This is a genomic window from Streptomyces sp. CBMA29 (genome assembly GCF_014596445.1).
Taxonomy (GTDB): Bacteria; Actinomycetota; Actinomycetes; order Streptomycetales; family Streptomycetaceae; genus Actinacidiphila.
The window spans coordinates 183,932-204,668 of the sequence record NZ_MECL01000220.1; the positions used below are offsets into that span (position 1 = coordinate 183,932).

The window sequence follows — 20,737 nt, forward strand, 5'->3', positions numbered from 1 at the left end:
CGCCAGCGGACCGTTGTGTCCTCGCCTGCTAGCTGGTCCGGAAAAGTAAAATCCCCAAGTCCGTGACCTGGGGATTTTACTAACAGGTCATCTCATTTGGTTCGATGGGCTTTCGGGTCACGGTGGGGATCGTTGAGCGACTGGTGCCGGACGAGTTGTGGGAGTTGTTCCAGCGGGTGGTGCCGGAGGCGCCCTCGCGGCCGCAGGGCGGTGGCCGGCGCCGACACGGTGACCGGGAAGTACTGGCGGCGATCGTGTTCGTGGCCACCTCGGGATGCACGTGGCAGCAGGTGCCCGCTGCCTCGTTCGGCCCGTCCGGGGCTACTGCCCACCGGCGGTTCACCGAGTGGAGCAAGGCCCGCGTATGGGCCAGACTCCATCGCCTGGTCCTGGACGAACTTGGCTCACGCGGTGAGCTGGACTGGTCGAGGTGCGCGATTGACTCGGTGAACATGCGGGCTCTGAAAAAGGGGATTTGACAGGTCCGAATCCTGTCGACCGGGGCAAATACGGCTCGAAGATCCACTTGGTCACCGAGCGAACCGGTCTGCCCATATCCGTCGGTATCTCGGGCGCGAACCTGCACGACAGCCAGGCCCTCATCCCCCTGGTCCGCGGCATCCCGCCGATCCGCTCCCGGCACGGTCCGCGCCGACGACGTCCCGACAAGCTGCATGCCGACAAGGGCTACGACCACAACCACCTGCGGCGATGGCTCCGCTTACGCGGGATCACCCACCGGATCGCCCGCAAAGGCATCGAGTCATCTGAACGCCTTGGCCGCCACCGCTGGACCGTCGAGCGCACCATGGCCTGGCTCACCGGCTGCCGACGACTGCACCGCCGCTACGAACGCAAGGCCGACCACTTCCTCGCCTTCGCCAGCATCGCCTGCACCCTCATCTGCTACCCCAGACTCACCAAATGAGACGATCGCTAAAGAGCGGATGACGGGAATCGAACCCGCGCTCTGAGCTTGGGACAGGGTCCTTGCCGGCATCCGTGCTGGTCAGCGGCACGGCCCGCTCCGAAGGGCACACGTGATCAGTGCTCTTGGTGACCGCGCCTGACCGCACCGTACCGCTGCGCGTGGTGCGGAGGCGGTGCGATGGCGGGGGCCTATCGGTCGTGCCGGGTGACGGCTACGACGGTGAGGAGGTCGTCGAGGCCCTTGTAGTCGTCGGGTAGGTGGTGAAGAGCGGCAGCTCTTCGGCAATGGCGGCGATCATGAGATCGGCGGCCCGGCGGCGGGGTTTGTGGCCAGCGGTGAATCACGGCCGCAGGGCGCCGTATAGCAGGACGTGGGTGGTTTCTGACGGCGACTGTGGCGGGAGTCTGAATGCTGGTCCAAACCACTTCTCGGCCTTCGTACTTGCGGCGCTGCCGGTGGCGGGTCCTACGCTTCTCGCCGTTGCGCTGGGAGCCCTGACGAGAAGCGCGATGTAGGGAACGAAACCGTCGTGCGACAAGACGGCCTTCGTCCATCGCTACCTGAGGGCCTGACAGGAGGAGTAGGGGCCGGTCGAGCCGGAAGCTCGAGTTGGGATCGAACCGCACCTCGTTGAGCCAGCATTCGGGGCGCTATCGCGGGTTCGCTCAAAACCCTCATCGTTTCATGATGGCTGCCGCGGGCTCCGTTGGCCCTGCACATCACCTATCCTCAGTCGGCAATGCCGGACCGTGTTGGTGCCTTGGAGGCGGAGATTCGGCGTCGACAGTCCACAATGACCGCCTTTATTTCTGGGCAATTCGGATCAAAATTTTCCTCAGATTCTCTTTTTAGGATGGCAGTCACTTCGTCCGGATCTCTTCGGTGGCACATTACAACGTAGTACCCTTGACTGGCTTGCGCCGACTTCATGTACATGGGGAGTTGTGTCAGTATGCCGTGGCGCACTTCCTGAAGTTTGTCATCTTTCTTGAATTCGATAACCGCAGTTGCGTTATTCAATCTTGCTGTGAAATCCGTAGGGCCGCTTCCGTGGTCAGAATTTGATTCTAGATGAATCTTCAAGGAGCCGAAGGTCAGACGGGAGAAGATTTGGAACATGCCTTGATGCTGGCGTTCGTGTAGCACCCTTCCAGTGTCGTCGTAAAGGAGTTTCCAGCCCCCCTGTTCCTCAATTGCTCCTCGAAATCTGAAGATAGTGTCCAGCATGGCCACGGCGAGTAGGTCATCATCTGCGGCATCGGCCAGGGAGACCGTCGGTAGCATGTTGGCCCAGTGCCTTCCCGATGCAAGCGCCGCTAGGTCGGCCACGCCAGGTCCGCTTTCGAGGATCTTTGCCTGTCGGATCTTAGCTACGTTAGGCGATGGTTCGCGATAGCCGGCCACGACGAGGTCGAATTTTGAATATGAGATCAATCGCCCGACCACGAGGGAGATCTCGTCATGGCCGTCCATGTTGACAGACGCGCTGGCTGTAATGTTGCAATCGTCTCGAACCATGCCCGTGATCGTGCGACTAGGGAGAGATATCGAAGCTTCCTTGTGCCCGCCCCCTAGGGGGCGATAAGTTGTGATTCCCGAATGAACGAACCACTCTCCAATTTCGGGCTCAATTTCCGTTGCCTCGCGAAGCGCCATCGAGTGAATTATCTGGGATATGGTCACGCTGACCAGTGCACTTTTTCTGAAATCAGAGAATTCCGCTCCGGTGTCGGGATTGCTAGCTATCGCATCGAAGATTATCTTCTCCATTGGCCCTAGGAGGGAGTAGAGGATGTTCGCGCGAGCATAGTATGGCTGGAACATCAGGTTCACGTCGTCTTTGGCAGGAATCTCATTCCAAGCCATGAATTGCAACTCCTTCGCTTAAGATGCCAGTGCCCACTAACTTACCCTCTCGGCAACCCACTTCATGACCCCTTCCCGCGGGGATTGAAAGTGGCGGGCCGGCCCTGGCCGGTCGCCTACCTGGGCTGAGGTCGAGCATGGGCAAAATGGCGGCCGTGGAGCGGGCGACGGGGCCGACGAGTCCACGGCGGAGGTGGCTAGCGTCGTGCTCCGGGAGGCATGGGTCCAATGGGGTGTACCGCACTTAGCAGCTCAGTCAGTGATGGTGTGGATCGCTCGCTCGTATCTGGTACGCGGTCTCTGAATTGGTCCAGACAACTAATGAGGCCTATGGGCTGCCCCGTAAACGGTCGGCAGGGCGGCGGCCAGGCGCTGAGCGATACTCGCGAGACTCCGCCGTGGCAGGTGTGACAGCTTGCGGACATGCCGTCGGCAGCAGACCGGATCATTGATCACCTCGGGCCGATGCTTGCCCTCCAGCCCCGCAAGCGGTTCGCGAGGGACGCCCGGCTGATCGGGGATGGCACTTTGGTGCCCACCCGCGATCACGCTGTCGCCGAGCAGTCGAAGAACTACGGGTACTCCACCAACCACCAGGTCGTCGTCGACGCCGAAACGCGCCTCGTCGCGCTGGTCGGCCGACCCCTTCCCGGCAACCGCAACGATTGCAAGGCATGGAAGGAGTCCGGGGCAAAGGCCGGCATCGGCACGACCATCGCCGACTGCGGCTATCCGGGCACCGCACTCGTGATGCCCCACCGGCGCCGCAGGGGCGAGGAGTTGCCCGGCTGGAGACAGGCCCACAATAAGTCCCACAAGCAGGTCCGCGCCCGCATCGAACACACCTTAGCCCGGATGAAGACCTGGAAGATCCTCCGCGATTGCCGTCTCAAAGGCGACGGTGTCCACCACGCCATGCTCGGCATCGCCCGGATGCACAACCTCACCATCGTCGGATAGACCACGGCCTCGTACAGCAACCCACTATCCCCGATCCCCTCAGAGATCTTTTACGGGACAGCCCTTAGGTCTTCGACCTGCCTTTCCTTCCAAGAGGATGACGGGAATCGAACCCGGCTCTGAGTTTGGGAATCACAGGGGCTCTGTTGACGAAAATCTTTGCCGGGCAGATTTCACGCGCTCTTGCGCTCAATGCGGTGGGTTCCGCCTTTGACCTCGGCTTACCGTGTCGTACCGCGTGAGCTGGTGCGGAAGTGGTGCGCAGGCTGATTGCGCCTCCTGTGGCCCTATCGGTCGTGCAGCAGGGGGGGGCGCGTCAGGGGAGACGACGATGAGTTGGTTGTCGAGTCCGTTGTAGTCGTCGGGCTGGTGGGTGTGGGTGTATAAGGATAAAAGGGCGTTTCCCTAATAAGTCACCACCGGATCCAGTAGGAGGTGTATACAGCGTGGGTGGGGACTGACCGGCCATCAGGCGGGCGGCGACGACGCGAAGGGTGTTGCCATGGCGGTTGATGATAAGCGCATCACCGACTTCGTCAAGCGGAGCGAACTGCGGTCACGTGTCGCAGCGGTGCTCCGCGCTGCGGGTTCCTCATCGTCTGGGTGAGGGAGGAGGCGAACGGCTCGCGGTGGGCCCTGTATCTCAAGCTGCCTCCGGAGCTGCGGGAGTCGTTCGGCACTGGGCGCGAGGTGCTTGTCTGGGTGGTGCAGTCCGCCGAGTTCCAGGCCCGCACCGTCACCCAGGCCGCCGAAGTCATCCTCCAGGAACGACCGCGGAGATCGGCGTCGAGGACGCCACCTGAACTCCTGCCAGGACGGTCGGGTCTGGTGCACGATCGGGCGACATCTGAAGTGGCTTGCCCTGTGAGGCGGGCGGGAAGGATATCGCTGGGACTGTGCCACTCATTCTGTATCTACTCGAAGGCCATCGACCGGAAGGTGTCGCGGATCTCTGTTAGCGGGCCCCGGTCGCGGGTGTAGTAGAGCTTGTTGGTGAGGAGGGTGGCCCAGCGGTGGTGAGTGGGGGAGATCCATAGGGCGGTGCCCGTGAAGCCGTAGTGGACCCAGATGTCGTCGGTGGGGGTGGTGTTGGGGGCGGGGTGCCAGAAGAGGCCGCGGGGTGGGGTGAGGGCGCCGGTGTGGAGGCGGAGGGAGTCGGCGGTCCAGGTGGGGCCGAAGGCGGCTTGGGTGGGGTTGAGCATGTGGCGGGCGAAGGCGGAGAGGTCGGCGGCCGTGGAGAAGACGCCGGCGATGCCGCAGGTGCCGCCGAGGAGGCGGGCGGAGAAGTCGTGGGCGGTGCCCTTGAGGTGGCGGCCGGTTTCGTCGTCCAGTTCGGTGGGGGCGCTGCGGGCGAAGTTTTCCGGGGTGAGCGGTCCGAAGGTGGTCTCGGTCATGCCCAGCGGTTGCCAGACGCGAGCGGCTGCGAGCTGCTCCAGGGGCTGGCCGCTGAGGTATTCGGCGAGGTAGCCGAGGACGAGGGCGGCGCGGTCGGTGTATTCCACGGCTTCGCCGGGTGGGCGGTGGAGGGCTGCGTGGAGGACGCCGTCGCGGATGTCCTGCGGGTCGGTGCCGTAGAGGTTGCGGAGGTTGGCGCGTAGGGGGAGCCCCGCGGTGTGGGTGAGCAGGTGGTGGGCGGTGGCGTCGCCGAGCGGTTGGCCGGTGACCTCGGGCCAGAAGGTGCCGAGCGGGGCGTCGAGTTGGAGTTTGCCGCTCTCGACGAGGATGCCGATGGTGGACCAGACGGCGAGGATCTTGGTGAGGCTGGCGATGTCGAAGACCGTGTCGAGCCGCATCGGCTGGTCCGGCTCGCCGGGGTCGAGAAGGCCGACCGCTCCGCTGGCCGTGGTGCCGTGCGCGTCGCCGACGGCCCAGACGGCTCCCGGGTAGACCTTGTCGCGTACGCCGTCGTCCAGGAGTTGGTGGATACGGTCGGTGTCCAGCGTCATGGTCTCCCCGTCGAGTGCCGGTGGTTGCCCTCCGGCCAGCGTAGTGAGGCGGTCCTGGGGGAGCGGTGTGCCACGGCGGGGGGTCAGCCGAGTTGGTCGCCGAGTGCGGTCAGGGCAGCGGCGGTCGTGCTCAGGGGGTAGCGGGCGGCGTTCGCGTAGCCGGCCTCGCGCAAGGCGTCGAGCATGCCCGGGGTCGTACGGAGCCGGTCGATGTCGCGGGTGAGCGCGGTCGGATGCGTGAAATCGGTGGCCAGGCCCGATGCCGCCAGCGACTCGTTGAGGCCGGGCACAGGCTGGTAGACGACGGGAAGGCCACAGGCTTGGGCCTCCAGCGCGACGAGGCCCATGGCTTCGAGCGTGCAGGAAGGCATGACCAGAGCGTCGTAGTCGCGGAAGGTTGTCCACAGTTGGGGACGGCGGAGCCAGCCGAGGTAGGTGACGTGTACGCCGAGTTCGTGGAGGAGCGGCGCCAAGGCGCTGAACTGCGAGGGTGGTGCCGCGACGCTCAGTTCGACCTCGGGGATCACGGCGAGAGCATGGAGCAGGTTCTCCACACCCTTCTCCGGCGTGAGGCGCCCCGCGTAGAGCAGGCGTAAATGGCTCGCACGAGGCGTTCGCGATGGCTCCGGCGGCGTGGCGAGGAGATCGTCCGGGACACCCCACGGGATGTGTTCGATCTTCGGCCGGGCGGGCGGGGCGAGAGCGAGCAGCCGGTCGGCCATCGCCATCGTCGGGACCACGATCACGTCCGCCGCATCGGCACAGTGCCGGAGAACCGCGCGTTGGTCGGCGTACATCTCCGCGTACAGGAGGTCCGTGCCGTGGACCAGGGCTATGCGCCGGGCCTTCGGCAGCGCGGCAAGCAGGGCCGGCGAGGCGCCGAAGGCGAGGTGGTGCAGGTGGAGTGTGCTGATGTCCGCCGGGTCGACCGCGTCTTCGAGCGCGCAACTCAGAGCCCGGACGTACGGGGGAAAGCCAGGTCCTTCGACGCACTTGCCGGATACGTTCAGGCTTCGCAGTCCTTGCGGGAGCGATGTCTCCCTGGTCCCGGCCGCCAGCATGAATGCCCGTGCCGAGATCAGAGGACGGTGCCCGGTGTAGAGGTCGAGGAAGAGCTCGACGCTGCCGCCAGGGCTGGGATACGGCAGGTCAAGTGCGGTGGCGACGGAGGCGTTCACGACAGCTCCTCGTACAACCGGGAGGCTTCAACGCCGTTGCTGGTGGCGTACTTCAGGCCGTGGCTCTGGTAGCTCGCGGCAGCCCCGAAGGGGTGGAGGAAGGTCAGCTTGCCGAAGGTCATCCGCGGATAGATCCGCACCTTGACGGCGGCTCGGATCTCCAGCGTCCAGTGAATCGCGTGGCCTTGGTGCCCGAGGGGCGCGGAGACATGGACCCAGATCCCGAGTGCTCCGATGGTGCGTGAGCCGTTGAGGAGTTGGACGTACCGCTCGGAGCTGGTCTTCTCGTAGGTGCTGCCGAGGTAGAGCACGCCGGGCCGCAGTACGAATCCGTCGGACGGAATGGCGAGTTCGGCGGCCGTCGTGGGTCGTGCGGCGTCGAGCTGGCCGTCGCAGATGTACAGCGTCTCGCCGAGACGCCAGTCGTAGGCGTTCGGGGAGACGCGGCCGGGGTCGTACGGCTCGATGCTGATCTCCCCAGCGGCACGGGCGGCTGCGATGGCGGGGCCGGTGAGGATCACGACGCCACCACCTGTACGGGACGGTGGTCGTCGCGCCAGGAGGCGGAAGCTCTCGGACCGTTGGCTGCTTGGTACTTGCCGGCGTAGTGCGCGATCGGGCCGACCGAGACGAAGAACATGATCTGCCCGATCTTCATCTCGGCGTAGACTCGTAGCGGGCGGATCGGGGACAGCATCAGCGTCCACTGCCCGTGGAAACCGATGTCTCCGATGGGAGCGGTGATCTCGACGAAGAGGCCGAGGCGGCCGACGGACGACCGTCCGAAGAGCAGCGGAACGAAGGTGTCCGACCCGACGCGCTCGACGGTGTGGCCGAGGTAGAGCTGGCCGGGTTGCAGCACGTATCCCTCCGGACCGATGTCGATCTGCTCGGTGGGATTGCGGAAGCGCGCGTCCAGAAGGCCGTCGGTGTAGACGAGAAGCTTGGGGCCGAGGCGGACGTTGTAGCTGTTCGGATTGACCTGGGATTGGTCGAAGGGGGTGATGCGTAAGCGGCCGTCGTCGGTCGCCGCCGTGATTTCGGGGCCGGTGAGGATCAACGGATACCTCCGGTGAGGGCGTGCTGGACGGACTGCGCGAGGGATTGGCCGGTGGGTACGGCCGGAAGGCGTAGAGCCCCGGCGAGGTAGTCGGTGGTGATGAACGCTTCGGGTGGCGACGGCAGCGAGGACGGCACCGCCACCATCGGACCCGCGAGTAGCAGAGATGGCGCTGTCTTTTCAGGGCAATTGACGCGTACGAGCTGGTTGTCGAAGGGCTCGACGGCGAGGACATCGCCACGCGTCAGCGTCCCGTGAAGTCGCACCGCGCGCAGTGCGGTCTCATTGAGAAGGACGGCGCTGGAGGTCTCCGAGTACACGGTCGTGGCGATGTCCTCAAGCAGCAGCCGTCTGTCCAGGACGGTGTGGTGGTACGGCGCCCTCAGCTTGTCGATCGGCTCCCGAAGATCGCGGGCGATCGCGGTGATCCGTGCGCGCACCGATTCCAAGGTGCTTGGGAGGGACAGCGATGAAGCATCGGCGAAGCGGGCTGCTCCGGCTTCCCAGCCGCTCTCGGACGGACGCGCACGAGCGAACCCGGCACCTTGCTCGTAGCCCTTGAGTACCTGCATGCCGCCGATCCGAACGGGTCCGTACGCGTCACTGTGGCAGTGGCCGGCGAAGACGATGTCGAGGAAAGGGCAGGCTTCGGCGAGCCGCAGATCCTCCTCGAAACCGGAGTGGCTGAGGACCACCCATGCGTCCACCTGGCCATAGGCACGCTTCAATTCACGCAGCGCCAGAGCCGGGTTGGTCACCTGCTGCCCGACGCGCTGCCCGTACGGGACGGCGTTGAACGCCTGGACGCCGATGACGGCCGTGACCGCGACCGTCCGCCCGGCGATGCTCCGTACGTCGACCGGCCGGAAGAGCCGACGACCGTCGCGGTCGTACGCGTTGGCGCAGACGGTGATGCGGTGCAGCTCGGATTCGAGGTAGTGCGGCCATCCGTGGTTGCCAGGAGCGACGACGTCGTACAGGGCGAGCAGCGTGTCTCGTTCGAGGGCGCCGCGGCCAAGACGGTAATAGCCCGTGCCCTCGAAGAAGTCGCCGCAGTCCGCGATGAGGGCGTTGGGTCGGACAGCCGATAAGTGGGACATCAACGGGACGGCGTTGTCGAAGGAGGAGTGGAAGTCGGTTGTGGCGAGGATCTGTTGGAGGCCCGACCTCACGGTGTGACCTCGCAGATGTCCGCCCCGAGGGCTCGGAGTTTGCCCGGCAGATCGGCGTGGCCCCGGCGGAGTTGTTCCAGACCGCCCAGCGTCGTGATGCCCCGGGCGGTCAGCCCTGCGATGAGGAGGGCGGCGCCCGTACGGATGTCGGTGGTCTCCACTCCGGCACCGGTCAGCCGCTGCGGCCCGGCGAACCGGCACTGCGTGGGTGACACCTCCTCGATCTCCGCTCCCATACAGCGCAGTTGAGGGATGAGATTCGCGTGGCGGCCGGGGTTGATCGTGTCCGCGAACGCGTGGTGGCCCTGGATCCCGAGAGCGAATGCCAGGAGCGAAGGCTCGAAGTCGGCGTCGAGTCCGCTCGGGGAGAGCGAAGCCGAAGCGTGGATCGGGAGTTCACCACCCTCGATGTGTCGCGCATCGATTTCGATGCCGTTCATGTGCTCCGTGACGACGACGCCCGTCCGGCGCAGATGTTCCAGGGCCGGGGTGAAGTCACCGGCGCGTACGCCCTCGATGCGCGCTGTTCCCCGCGTGGCCGCGATCGCGCAAGCGAGTGTGCCGGCCTCGATCTTGTCGCCTGGCACGGTCCAGGTCAGGTCGTGGACGGACGCAGTCTCGGTTGGCGGTGTGAGCACCAGGAGCTCACGCTCAACGGCTTTCACCCAGCCGGTCGATTCGAGAGCTCCGACCACGCCGAGGGTCTCCGGCGACAGGTTCGGCGTACTCAGCCGTAACTCCTGTCGGGAGACGACAGCGCGGAGGATCGCCACGATCGTGGCTCCTCGGGACCGGAACGGCAGGGCGACGCTCACCGTTCCTTGTTCCGCCCGCGACCTCTGGATCTCGTAGCCGTACCGGTGCGTCGAGCAGCGGTCACCGAATGCCTCGTACACGCGGAAGTGCTGCTCCATGCCGCGGTCGCCGATCCGGCAGCCGCCCGGCCACGGCAGAAGTGCCCTTCCGAACCGTCCGAGAAGCGCGGGCGCCAGGTAGTACGAGGCGCGGATCGTGCTCGCGGCGGTGAGGAGTTCGGCTTCAACGCGATGCCTACGACTGGGCGTGATCACCATGGACCCTGCCTCACCCGGGACGTGCACGGCGTCGAAACCGGCTCCGAGCAGCAGTCCGAGCAGGGTGTGGACATCCGTGCTGTCCGGGATGTTGGTCACGCGTACGGGCGCGCCGACGACCGCTGCGGCGGAGAGAAGCGGAAGAGCCGCGTTCTTCGAGCCGTCGACGATCACGGTTCCTTCGAGCGGGCGTCCGGGCCGGATGGCGATCACCTCGGCCGGTGGTGCGGTGGCGTCCGGGACGATGTCCCTGGGGCTGGGGTGTTTCATGCTGGGCCTCCTCGCGGCTGCTCTTCACCACGAAAGCGCCGGAATCATGGCTGCCCCGCTCCGTCTGCGGGTGCCGCATGGGTTATGCAGACTCCGCATGACGTACGGCGGAAGGGCTTCTAGCCTGGAAGGCCGGGGCAGGATCGGCGACGGCGGAAGGAGCCGGCGCGTATGGCTGCGGAGCAGGACGAGGCAAAAAGGGTCGGGGAGATCGTTCGGCGGGCGCGGGTCCTCGCCCGTCGCTCCCAGTCCGAGGTGGCGGCCGCGTTGGGCTACCACCAGTCCAAGGTCAGCCGACTTGAGCAGGGCCGGGGCACACAGGACTTACGCGTGCTGCGTGCGGTGGCCGACGAACTCCGCATCCCTCTGCACACACTCGGGCTGACGCCCCCGCCCACCGTCGACCGTCCGGAACGGGAAACACCAGAGGACATGCACCGTCGCACCTTCCTTGCCGCAGGCGTCGTCCCGCTCGTAGGTTTCTCCGCTCAGCCGACCCGCCCGACCGGTGAACTCGTACGGTCGCTGCTTCCGGGCACCGACTCCGCTGCGGGTACCGGCGAGGAAGATCTGCGTCGGCTGGAGATCAGGATGAGCAGGCTGCGCGCGCTGTTCACCTCCTGCGACTACGCCCGGCTGGAGCTCGAACTGCCCGCTCTGATCGCTGATCTCCGCCAGGTCGCGGGCACGTCCTGCGACGCGGCCGGGCTGCTTGCCGCCGCCTACCAGACCTCGGCGAGTCTGCTGCTCAAACACGGTGATCATGGACACGCGTGGCTTGCTGTCGGCCGCGCCATGGGCGAAGCCGAACGGTCCGGCGACCCGGTCGTCGTCGCCTCCAGCGTCCGCGTGCACGCACACCTGCTGGCGCGAGAGAACCACGCCGCCCAAGCGGTGACGCTGATCCGGCATGTCGTGGACCAGATGTCGGGCGCGTACGACCTCAAGTCCCCGCGCCATCTCGCGGTCCTGGGAATGCTTCTCCTTCGGGGAGTGACGGCCTCCGCCCTGGCCGGAAGCCGGAATTCGGTCCGCGACTTCCTCACCGAGGCTCGTGACGTAGCGGCGAGAATGCCGGACAGCACGCAGGACACCTGGTCCAACTTTGGTCGCGTCAACGTCGAGTTGCACGCCGTGAACGCCTCCGTCGTCCTGGGCGACGCCGGTCTGGCCCTCGACGCCGCGCGTCCGCTCATGCGCCGGCACATTCCCGTCCCCGAGCGCCGCGCCGCCTTGTGGACCGATGCCGCGCACGCCTACAGCCAACAGGGACGTCTCGCCGATGGGTACCAGGCGCTGCGGATCGCCGAGGGCTGCGCGCCGCAGGACGTAGGGCGCCCGGCGGTACGCGCGCTGGTGGCGGACATGGCGTCGCGGGACCGGCGTCGTACGCTGCCGCCGTTGCATCACTTCGCCCGACAGTTGGGGGTGTCCGCGTGAGCGGTGAGGCTGGGAAGCCGTTCCTGTACGTGGTGGTGTGCGCTGCCGGGGTCGCGCGGGATGTGGGGGTGCTCATCTCGGCGGCGCAGGGGCGGGGTTGGGGTGTGGGGGTGGTGGCCACGCCTCTGGGCTTGGGTTTCATCGACCAGGCGGCGGTCGAGGCGCAGACGGGCTATCCGGTGCGTTCGGCGTGGCGGAAGCCGGGTGATGTCCGGCCGTTGCCTCCGGCGGACGCCATCGCGGTAGCGCCGGCCACCTTCAACACGGTCAACAAGTGGGCGGGCGGGATCGCGGACACGCTGGCGCTGGGCATCCTCTGCGAGGCGTACGGGTTCGGCATTCCGACGGCGGTGCTGCCGTACGTCAACAGCGCGATGGCCGCGCACCCGGCGTACGAGGCGAGCTTGGCGCGGCTGCGCGCTATGGGGGTCCTGGTCAGCGGCCTGGAGCCGCACCCGCCGAAGTCGGGCGGCGGCGCCGACACCTTCCGGTGGGACGAGGCGCTGGAGTTGCTCGCACCAGAAGTGAACCCGGGCGGCTGAAGTCGCGCCGGAATTCGGCGCATGCACGATGTGCATGGACCGCTGCTCCATGTGCATGACGTGTGGTCCGTGCCACGTGCCGCACGGTTTGGTCTTCCCCAGGACACGTCAGGTGCAACTCAGTGGGGAGACCACGATCGTGCGTACGGAGAACGACGGCCCGGCGGCCGTATCGGTGCGGAGATGGACGCGTACAGCTCGATGCGCCGGACCTGCCCGGCACGAATTACGACGGCTGCTCGGTGAATGGGAACTGGCGTCGCTTGCGGATTCCGCGGAGATCGTCGTATCGGAACTCTTCACGAATGCTGTGCGCCATGTAAAGGCGCCGCGCGACCGGCTCGTCGAGACCCGGTACGAGCGGTTGGCCGGCGGCGTACGGATCGAGGTTCATGACGCGGACGCCTCCTCCTGGAAGTCGGTGCCCGAGCCGCCGCCCGAGGCGGAGTCCGGACGCGGCCTCGCACTGGTCGACTCCATCACGGGCGGCTGCTGGGGCGTGAACGAGCGCACCGGCGTCGGCAAACTGGTGTGGGCGGTCGTTGCCGATGAAGGCGTCGGTGAAGACTTCGGGACGCGGGAATGACGGGCGCTCAAGCAGCGGGTGTGACGGTGAGAAGCCGAAGTGGAAGATTGTCACCCGCGCGGGTTTCTCCGTCGAGGGCTACCTTCCCGCGTGGGCCGAGGACGATCCCAGTCAGACCGACGTCCCGCTTGAGCTTCTGTCGGTGCGGCTGGCCGATGTCACGCACTGGATGGAGTTCGAAGGGCAATCGGCCCGGATACGCTCGGCTCTCGAATCAGACGGTGAGCGATCCGGCGAGAGCCAGATCCTCTGGGGCGTCATGGAGTGCCGGCTCTTCGCGGAAGAGCCCGAGGCCAGCGCACCCGTCGTCAACCTCGCGATCGTCGAGGACTTCTGGATAGACGGCCTTGACCCTGCGGGTCTCGCACAGATCGCGGCCAAGCTGCGAGGCCAGGCCGATCGTCTCGATCACGAGATTCGGCCCCGACTCGTCGCGGCCCGGACCGACTGGGCTGTATGAATATCAAGGTGCCAGGACAACTAAGGCTCGGCAGTCGAATCTCCCATTGGGCAGGCAACGGGTACGGAACGACTAATCCGGTATAGGAAAATACATAAGCCCCAGGTCCGCGACCTGGGGCTTATCTATGGAGCGGATGACGGGAATCGAACCCGCGCTCTGAGCTTGGGAAGCTCATGTTCTACCATTAAACTACATCCGCGTGAAGGCCCTGGTGGGGGTGGCTTCTTGGGGGAGTCTACCGCATGCGGGGGGTGGGGTGGGGCGTAGGTTGGGGGCGGAGTGGTGAGTGGGTGCGCGGTGGGTTGATCCCCTAATGTGTGGGTTTGTCGTCCACGCCGGTTGGTTGGGGAAGGGACTTGATGGAGCGCACCGTTGTTCGTTGTGCCGAGGGGCATGTGTTCAGTACGGCTTCGTTCCCGATGCAGCATTTGGGGGCGGAGAGGTTGGGGCCCGGTCGGTTGTTGAGGTGTCCCAGGTGCGCGCGGCTGAGGCACGCGGTGCCGGTGGCCGGGGGCGGGGAGAAGCGGTAGCCGGGGGCCGGTGAGGCGGCGGCTCCGGGTCGGAGGATTGGGTCGGGGCCGCTCCGGGCGCGTAACCTTCGGGGCGTGCTTCTCTCTGACAAGGACATTCGAGCCGAAATCGACAACGGACGCGTGCGCGTGGATCCGTTCGAGCCGTCGATGGTGCAGCCGTCGAGTATTGATGTGCGGCTGGACCGGTTCTTCCGGGTGTTCGAGAACCACCGGTATCCGCACATCGACCCGGCGGTGGAACAGCCGGATCTGACGCGGCTGGTGGAGCCGGAGAGTGACGAGCCGTTCATCCTGCATCCGGGGGAATTCGTGCTCGGGTCGACGTACGAGGTCATCTCGTTGCCCGACGACATGGCGTCGCGGCTGGAGGGGAAGTCGAGTCTGGGGCGGCTGGGGCTGCTGACGCACTCGACGGCGGGGTTCATCGACCCCGGCTTCTCCGGGCATGTGACGCTGGAGCTGTCGAATGTCGCGACGCTCCCGATCAAGCTCTGGCCCGGAATGAAGATCGGGCAGCTCTGCCTCTTCCGGCTGACCTCGCCCGCCGAATTCCCTTACGGATCGCAGCAGTACGGCTCCCGTTACCAGGGGCAGCGCGGGCCGACGCCTTCACGGTCCTTCCTCAACTTTCACCGCACCAAGGTCTGAGGGCGCTGGGTCGGTCCCCCGGGCGGTCAGATCAGCGGCAGCTTGAACAGGCAGAGCAGCGCGATCAGTTGGATCGACGCCGCCCCGAGCGCCTTCGGCCACGGCAGGTCGTGCGATTTGCTGACCATCGAGGTGAGCAGCGCCGCGCAGCCCAGCCAGGTGAGCCAGCCCAGGAGTTGGACGAAGCTGTTGGCGCCGCCGAGGAAGAGCGCGAAGAAGAGCCGCGGGGCGTCGGTGAGCGTCGTGATCAGAAGCGAGAGCCCGATCGTCGGCGCCCAGGCGCCGTCGCCGCCGAACTGCCGGGCGAGGGTGTTGGTGACCGCGCCGAGCGTGACCGCGGAGATGACGACGGCGACGGCCGTGGTGAGCACCCACGGGATGCTGGTGGTGAGCGTCGCGTCCAGGACGTCGCTGCGGGCGGCGTCGAAGCCGAAGACGGCGAGCAGCCCGTAGAGGAAGGTCACGGTCAGGGCCGGGCCCCAGACCGTGTGGTCGCGCATCTGCCAGAACGTACGGCCGGGTCGCAGCACGACGCCGCTCAGCAACTGCTTCCAGTGCAGCCGCGGACCGACCGGCGGCGCGGCGGACTGACCCGCGCGGTACGTCGCCACGTTGTCGTCGCCCGAGTACGGGGGCTGGGTGTACGGGGTCTGCGCGTGCGAAGGCTGCCCGTACGGCTGCTGCCCGGCGTACGGATCGACGTACGGCTCCTGGCCGCCCTGGCCCGCAAACCCGGCGCCCAGCGTGAACGCCTTCGTCTGGCCGGGCGACTCGTCGTAGCCGCCGGGCTGCCCCGCCGCGGGCGCGTAGTACTCCGGCTCGCCGGGAGGCGTTCCGTACGCGCCCTGCCCGTGACCCGAGCCGTATCCCGGCCCCTGGCCGGGACGGCCGCCCCGGCCACCGCCCTCACCGCGTCGATTCCTGAATCCAGCCACGTCATCGAACGTACCCGGTAAGCCGCCGCACCGCTCCTGTCGTCCGGTCCGCCGCCGCCCATTGCTGCCAACCTGTGACACGCGGCGGCGAACCCGTCGACGGACCCCAGGGCAAACCCCTAGGGGAACCGTAAGGGCTGGTGAGGCCCCGGATCAGGCCGTCCCGGCCGCCGCTTCCTCGCTCAGCTCGGCCGCGTCCGCCGGCGCCTTCACCGACTGGAGGAGAAGCTGCGAGACGTCCACGACCTGGAGGGCCTCCTTCGCCTGGCCATCGTTCTTCTTGCCGTTGACGGAGTCGGAGAGCATGACCAGGCAGAACGGGCACGCGGTGGAGATGATGTCCGGGTTGAGGGAGAGAGCCTCGTCGACGCGTTCGTTGTTGACGCGCTTGCCGATCCGCTCCTCCATCCACATCCGGGCGCCGCCCGCGCCGCAGCAGAAGCCGCGCTCCTTGTGACGGTGCATCTCCTCGTTCCGCAGACCGGGCACGGCCGCGATGATCTCGCGCGGCGGTGTGTAGACCTTGTTGTGCCGCCCGAGGTAGCAGGGGTCGTGGTACGTGATCAGGCCCTCGACCGGCGTGACCGGCACCAACTTGCCCTCGTCCACGAGGTGCTGGAGGAGCTGGGTGTGGTGGACGACCTCGTACTCACCGCCGAGCTGCGGGTACTCGTTGGCGATGGTGTTGAAGCAGTGCGGGCAGGTGGCGACGATCTTCTTCGAGGCGCGCGGCTTGCGGTTCGCGGGATCCACCGAGCCGTCCTCTTCGAGGGACTCGCCGAAGGCCGTGTTGAGCATGGCCACGTTCTCCTGGCCGAGCTGCTGGAAGAGGAATTCGTTGCCCAGGCGGCGGGCGGAGTCACCGGTGCAGTTCTCGTCGCCGCCCATGATCGCGAACTTGACGCCCGCGATGTGCAGCAGCTCCGCGAAAGCCTTGGTGGTCTTCTTCGCGCGGTCCTCCAGGGAGCCCGCGCAGCCGACCCAGTACAGGTACTCGACCTCGGTCAGGTCCTCGATGTCCTCGCCGACGACCGGCACCTCGAAGGTGACTTCCTTGACCCACGCCAGGCGCTGCTTCTTCGGCAGGCCCCACGGGTTGCCCTTCTTCTCCAGGTTCTTGAGCATCGTGCCCGCCTCGCTCGGGAACGACGACTCGATCATCACCTGGTAGCGGCGCATGTCGACGATGTGGTCGATGTGCTCGATGTCGACCGGGCACTGCTCGACGCAGGCGCCGCAGGTGGTGCAGGACCACAGCACGTCCGGGTCGATGACCCCGCCCAGACCGTTCGGCGCGGCCTCCGCCGTGCCGATCAGCGGGCGCTCGGCCTCGGCGAGCGCGGCGGCGGGGACGCCCGCGAGCTGCTCGGGCGTACCGGTCTCCTCGCCCTCCGCGTTCTTGCCGCCGCCGGCCAGCAGATACGGCGCTTTGGCGTGCGCGTGGTCGCGCAGCGACATGATCAGCAGCTTGGGGGAGAGCGGCTTGCCGGTGTTCCAGGCGGGGCACTGCGACTGGCAGCGCCCGCACTCGGTGCAGGTGGAGAAGTCGAGGATGCCCTTCCAGGAGAAGTGCTCGACCTGGGAGACGCCGAACTGGTCGTCCTCGTCGGGGTCTTCGAAGTTGACGGGTACGCCGCCGCTGACCATCGGCTGGAGCGCGCCGAGCGCGACCTGACCGTCCGCGTTCCGCTTGAACCAGATGTTGGGGAAGGCCAGGAAGCGGTGCCAGGCCACGCTCATGTTGGTGTGGAGGCCGAGCACGATCGCCCAGATCATCGTGACGCCCAGTTTGACCATGGCGACGGCGTAGACCGTGTTCTGGAGGCTGCCGGTGCTCATCTTCCGGAAGGCGGCGACCAGCGGGTACGAGACGAAGTACGCGGCCTCGTAGTGGCCGACGCCGTGCAGGGCGCCCTCCAGGCCGCGCAGCGTCAGGATCGCCAGGCCGATGATCAGAACGACGTACTCCACGAAGTACGCCTGCCAGGCCGTCGAACCGGTGAAGCGGGACTTGCGGCCGGCGCGCGAGGGCAGATTCAGCAGCCGGATCACGATCAGGGTGAGGATGCCGAGGGTGGTGAGCGCCGCGATGAACTCGGTGTACACCTCGTACGGCAGCCAGGTGCCGATCCACGGCAGGATCCAGTCGGCCTTGAAGAGCTGGCCGTACGCGTTGACGATCGTCAGGCCGAGGGTGAGGAAGCCGACCGCCACGAACCAGTGCGCGACGCCGACGACGCCCCACTTGTTCATCCGGGTGTGGCCGACGAATTCCCTGGCCAGGGTCGTGGACCGGGCCACCCGGTCGTTCGTGCGGGAGCCCGCGGGCACGGGCTGGCCGAGCGTGACGAACCGGAAGATCTGCGCGACGGCGAGGCTGATCAGGGCGACGCCGACCGCGGTGAGGACCAGCGACACGATGATCGCGGCGAGTTGCATGTGGGCTCCTCGGGCCTGCGCGGCGGTTCGGTAGGAGGGGGCCGTGGGTTCAAGGTCGTGCTGGCAAGGTCGTACGGGTCGTACGAGCAAGGTCGTACTAAGCGGTAACTTAATCTGGTCTCCGCTGAGATTACCCGTGATCCGCGGGCGCATACAGCCGTGCAACTCGTGATCTGCGTCGCGATGCGACCTGTTGCGACCTGTTGCGAGCCGTCGCGAGCCGTCGCGAGCCGTCGTGAGCTGTCGCGACCGGCTCAGAGCCGCTCCACGCTCTCACCCCGGCACCGGTTCCGGGTGTCGAAGACATACGTCGCCGCCCGCGCGACCATCGTGTAGTCGAAGACGTCGTGGTCGGTCGCGACGACCACCACGTCCGCCGCCGCGGCCTCCTCCTCGGTCAGCTCCACGCACAGCAGGTCGGCGGGCAGCCGGGCCGGGTCCGCGTACGGCTCGACCGCGTGCACCCGGGCGCCGCGCGCCGTCAGCCCGGCCGCGATGGCGAGCGCGGGCGATTCACGAAGGTCGCCGCTGTCGCGTTTATAAGCGAGGCCCAGCAGAAGGACGCGGCTTCCGTCGACCGGTCGCTGCCTGGCGTCGAGGCCCGCCACGATCCTGTCCACCACCTGGGTGGGCATCAGCCCGTTGATCTCCTCGGCGAGCGCCGCGAAACGCAGCAGACCACGGGGGACCGGCAGCCGGTGACCGCCGACGCCGGGGCCGGGGTGGAAGGGCAGGAAGCCGTACGGCTTGGTGGCCGCCGCGTCGATCGCCTCGCGGATGTCGGTGCCCATCGACCCGGTGACGGTGGCCAGTTCGTTGACCAGCGCGATGTTCACCTGGCGGAAGGCGTCCTCGATGAGCTTGGTCAGCTCGGCGGTGCGCGGCGACGAAACCGGCACCGTATTGCGCACGATTCGGGAGTAGAAGCCGTCGACGGCGAGGAGCGATCGTACGTTCACACCGGAGACGACCTTGGGGGTGTTCTCCAGCCGCCACCGGGGGTTGCCGGGGTCGGTGCGCTCGGGGCTGTAGCCCAGGTGGAAGGCGCTGCCCGCGGTCAGGCCGCTGATCTCCTCCAGGACCGGCCGCAGCAGCTCCTCCGTGGTTCCGGGCGCGGTCGTGGACTCCAGGACGACGGTGGCGCGCGGGCGCAGGTGCGGGGCCACGGCCCGGCCCGCGTCCACGATCGCGCCGCGGTCGGGAACGCCGTCGTGGACCGGTACGGGGACGGTGATCACGCAGACGTCGAAGCCGTGGGCGTCCGCGTAGTCCGTACTGGCCCGGTAGCGGCCCGAGGCGAGGGCCTCGGTCAGCCGCTCCGCGGGAACGTCGCCGACACAGGAGTCCCCGGCCGCCAGCCGTTTGACCCGCTGCTCGTCGATGTCGATCCCGGTGACCGTGAAACCGGCCTCGGCCGCCCGCAGCGCCAGCGGCAGCCCGACATGGCCCTGGCCTACGACGACGACGCGCTGGCTGTCTTCGGTGGGTTCCATGACGCTTAAATTAGCCCTAATCGTGACAAGTATGGCAAAGGCGACATTAAGTTCATCGGATGTCGGGTCACCGAGCGAGCGGACCACCGTGCGAGCGGACCACCGCGCGAGCGGGTCAACGTCAGCGCGCCATGACGAACGAGGCGCCGCGATCACGCGGGAGGAGGCGGGCATGCGGGCCGTGCTGCGCTGGGTCGCGATCGGCGCCGGGCTCCTCCTGGTGGTGACGGCGGGTCTGGGCTGGGCGTCCTACCGGAAGTTCAGCGGCAACATCCACACCGACCGGGCCGCGGAGAAGGTGCTCGCCCGGTACGCGAAGGAGCGTCCCCGCGCGCTGGTGCCGCAGGCGCGCAACATCCTGATGCTGGGCTCCGAAAGCGGCCAGGGCGGCCAGGGCGGCCAGAGCGCCGAGAGCGGCTCGGGCTCCGGCACGTCCCCCGGCACGTCCCCCGGCGCGTCCCCCGGCGCGCCCCCCGGCGAGGACACCTCCGACGCCGCCGTCCTGCTGCACCTGTCCGCCGACCGCCGCCACGCCGCCGCCGTCGGCGTACCGCGCGCCCTGAAGGTCGGCGTGCCGAGCTGCCCGCGCCCGGACGGCGGTACGAGCCCGGCCGCGTACGAGCCCTTCGGCCGCGCCTTCGGCGGCGGCGGGGCGGCCTGCTCGATCCGCGCCTTCGAACGGCTCAGCGGCATCCGCGTCGACCACCACATGGTGGTGGACCTCGCCGGGTTCGACCGGATCGAGGCCGCGGTCGGCGCCCACGCAGGTGAGCGCCGCCGGGAGCTGTTGCGTACGCTGACCCGTGAGGCGCGCGGGGCGGACACGCTGCACCATCCGGCCCGGTTCTTCGGTCTGGTCAACACGGCGACGTCGTCCATCACGGCCGATCCCGGACTCAGTACGCTGCCCGCGCTGTACGAGCTGGCCGGAAGCCTGCGCAAGGTGCCGGACGGCGCCCTCGTCTTCCGTACGCTGTCGGCCCGGCCGGCTGAGTCCGGTCCGCTGCTGACGGCGCTGCGCGCGGACCGCCCGGTGCCGGCGTCCCCGGACCACTGACGCGGCACCTCGCCACACCGCCTCCGACCTGCGATAACGCCCGCCCTGCGCACATAAAGCAGAGATAAGTTGAGTGTGGTCGACTCACGTCTGTTGACAGAAGATCCCGGGTCGTGCAGTCTTGAGTCAGTTCCACTCAAGTCAG

General features: G+C 67.3%; 17 protein-coding genes, 1 tRNA gene and 2 pseudogenes. 8 read left to right on the forward strand and 12 right to left on the reverse strand.

Annotation, left to right across the window (positions count from 1 at the left end):
• Positions 1–104 precede the first annotated feature (104 nt).
• A protein-coding gene (locus BGM09_RS30070; RefSeq protein WP_223187787.1) for an IS5 family transposase occupies positions 105–928 on the forward strand; the annotation gives its coding sequence in 2 pieces (ribosomal slippage) (positions 105–464 and positions 467–928; 822 coding nt in all).
• A gap of 191 nt (positions 929–1,119) precedes the next feature.
• Here the strand turns inward: BGM09_RS30070 and BGM09_RS38150 are convergent.
• Positions 1,120–1,268 (reverse strand): annotated as a pseudogene (locus BGM09_RS38150) (VapC toxin family PIN domain ribonuclease); the annotation flags it as partial.
• Positions 1,269–1,660: 392 nt separating this feature from the next.
• Positions 1,661–2,797: a hypothetical protein gene (locus BGM09_RS30075; protein ID WP_188284859.1), complete on the reverse strand. Its 1,137-nt coding sequence runs from the start codon at positions 2,795–2,797 to the stop codon at positions 1,661–1,663.
• Between the two features lie 429 nt (positions 2,798–3,226).
• Between BGM09_RS30075 and BGM09_RS30080 the strand changes: the two are divergent.
• Positions 3,227–3,757: pseudogene (locus tag BGM09_RS30080) on the forward strand (transposase); the annotation flags it as partial.
• Between the two features lie 914 nt (positions 3,758–4,671).
• On the opposite strand, the gene BGM09_RS30085 reads toward BGM09_RS30080, so the two are convergent.
• The 6 genes from BGM09_RS30085 to BGM09_RS30110 all read right to left on the reverse strand — a co-directional run bounded on the left by BGM09_RS30085 (position 4,672) and on the right by BGM09_RS30110 (position 10,456).
• Positions 4,672–5,703 (reverse strand): serine hydrolase domain-containing protein, encoded by a 1,032-nt coding sequence (locus tag BGM09_RS30085; protein WP_188284860.1) that lies wholly within the window; start codon positions 5,701–5,703, stop codon positions 4,672–4,674.
• An 83-nt stretch (positions 5,704–5,786) separates the two neighbouring features.
• On the reverse strand, positions 5,787–6,881 hold the full coding sequence (locus tag BGM09_RS30090; protein WP_188284861.1) for a glycosyltransferase family 4 protein: 1,095 nt from the start codon (positions 6,879–6,881) through the stop codon (positions 5,787–5,789).
• Positions 6,878–7,402, reverse strand: a complete 525-nt coding sequence (locus BGM09_RS30095) for a dCTP deaminase domain-containing protein (protein ID WP_188284862.1) — start codon at positions 7,400–7,402, stop codon at positions 6,878–6,880. The genes BGM09_RS30090 and BGM09_RS30095 overlap by 4 nt, the downstream gene beginning before the upstream one ends.
• Positions 7,399–7,941: a dCTP deaminase gene (gene dcd, locus BGM09_RS30100; protein ID WP_188284863.1), complete on the reverse strand. Its 543-nt coding sequence runs from the start codon at positions 7,939–7,941 to the stop codon at positions 7,399–7,401. Before dcd (BGM09_RS30100) ends, BGM09_RS30095 begins: the two co-directional genes overlap by 4 nt.
• The gene (locus BGM09_RS30105; RefSeq protein WP_188284864.1) at positions 7,938–9,113 is read right to left on the reverse strand and encodes a metallophosphoesterase; all 1,176 of its coding nucleotides are present in this window, start codon (positions 9,111–9,113) and stop codon (positions 7,938–7,940) included. Before BGM09_RS30105 ends, dcd (BGM09_RS30100) begins: the two co-directional genes overlap by 4 nt.
• Positions 9,110–10,456 (reverse strand): UDP-N-acetylglucosamine 1-carboxyvinyltransferase, encoded by a 1,347-nt coding sequence (locus tag BGM09_RS30110; protein ID WP_188284865.1) that lies wholly within the window; start codon positions 10,454–10,456, stop codon positions 9,110–9,112. Before BGM09_RS30110 ends, BGM09_RS30105 begins: the two co-directional genes overlap by 4 nt.
• 171 nt (positions 10,457–10,627) lie before the next feature.
• Here BGM09_RS30110 and BGM09_RS30115 point away from each other — a divergent pair, with 171 nt between their 5' ends.
• The 4 genes from BGM09_RS30115 (at position 10,628) to BGM09_RS30130 (ending at position 13,484) form a co-directional block, all read left to right on the forward strand.
• Complete coding sequence (locus BGM09_RS30115; RefSeq protein ID WP_188284866.1) at positions 10,628–11,896, forward strand: helix-turn-helix domain-containing protein; 1,269 nt, start codon at positions 10,628–10,630, stop codon at positions 11,894–11,896.
• Positions 11,893–12,438, forward strand: a complete 546-nt coding sequence (locus BGM09_RS30120; protein WP_188284867.1) for a flavoprotein — start codon at positions 11,893–11,895, stop codon at positions 12,436–12,438. The genes BGM09_RS30115 and BGM09_RS30120 overlap by 4 nt, the downstream gene beginning before the upstream one ends.
• Before the next feature lie 112 nt (positions 12,439–12,550).
• Positions 12,551–13,024 (forward strand): ATP-binding protein, encoded by a 474-nt coding sequence (locus BGM09_RS30125; protein WP_317452954.1) that lies wholly within the window; start codon positions 12,551–12,553, stop codon positions 13,022–13,024.
• Positions 12,999–13,484 carry a DUF6907 domain-containing protein gene (locus BGM09_RS30130; RefSeq protein ID WP_188284868.1) on the forward strand — a complete coding sequence of 162 codons (486 nt, stop codon included), beginning with the start codon at positions 12,999–13,001 and terminating at the stop codon, positions 13,482–13,484. Before BGM09_RS30125 ends, BGM09_RS30130 begins: the two co-directional genes overlap by 26 nt.
• Positions 13,485–13,612: 128 nt before the next feature.
• Here the strand turns inward: BGM09_RS30130 and BGM09_RS30135 are convergent.
• A tRNA-Gly gene (locus tag BGM09_RS30135) sits at positions 13,613–13,686 on the reverse strand.
• A gap of 406 nt (positions 13,687–14,092) precedes the next feature.
• On the opposite strand from BGM09_RS30135, the gene dcd (BGM09_RS30140) reads away from it, so the two are divergent.
• Positions 14,093–14,668: a dCTP deaminase gene (dcd, locus tag BGM09_RS30140; protein ID WP_188284869.1), complete on the forward strand. Its 576-nt coding sequence runs from the start codon at positions 14,093–14,095 to the stop codon at positions 14,666–14,668.
• A gap of 26 nt (positions 14,669–14,694) precedes the next feature.
• Here dcd (BGM09_RS30140) and BGM09_RS30145 read toward each other — a convergent pair whose 3' ends face one another.
• The 3 genes from BGM09_RS30145 to BGM09_RS30155 form a co-directional block, all read right to left on the reverse strand.
• Complete coding sequence (locus tag BGM09_RS30145; protein WP_188284870.1) at positions 14,695–15,603, reverse strand: Yip1 family protein; 909 nt, start codon at positions 15,601–15,603, stop codon at positions 14,695–14,697.
• A gap of 153 nt (positions 15,604–15,756) precedes the next feature.
• A complete protein-coding gene (locus BGM09_RS30150) occupies positions 15,757–18,042 on the reverse strand; it encodes a (Fe-S)-binding protein (protein WP_188284871.1) in 2,286 nt (761 codons plus the stop codon).
• A gap of 254 nt (positions 18,043–18,296) precedes the next feature.
• The gene (locus BGM09_RS30155) at positions 18,297–19,535 is read right to left on the reverse strand and encodes a nucleotide sugar dehydrogenase (protein ID WP_188284872.1); all 1,239 of its coding nucleotides are present in this window, start codon (positions 19,533–19,535) and stop codon (positions 18,297–18,299) included.
• A gap of 172 nt (positions 19,536–19,707) precedes the next feature.
• On the opposite strand from BGM09_RS30155, the gene BGM09_RS30160 reads away from it, so the two are divergent.
• Positions 19,708–20,592: an LCP family protein gene (locus tag BGM09_RS30160; RefSeq protein ID WP_188284873.1), complete on the forward strand. Its 885-nt coding sequence runs from the start codon at positions 19,708–19,710 to the stop codon at positions 20,590–20,592.
• Positions 20,593–20,737 lie beyond the last annotated feature (145 nt).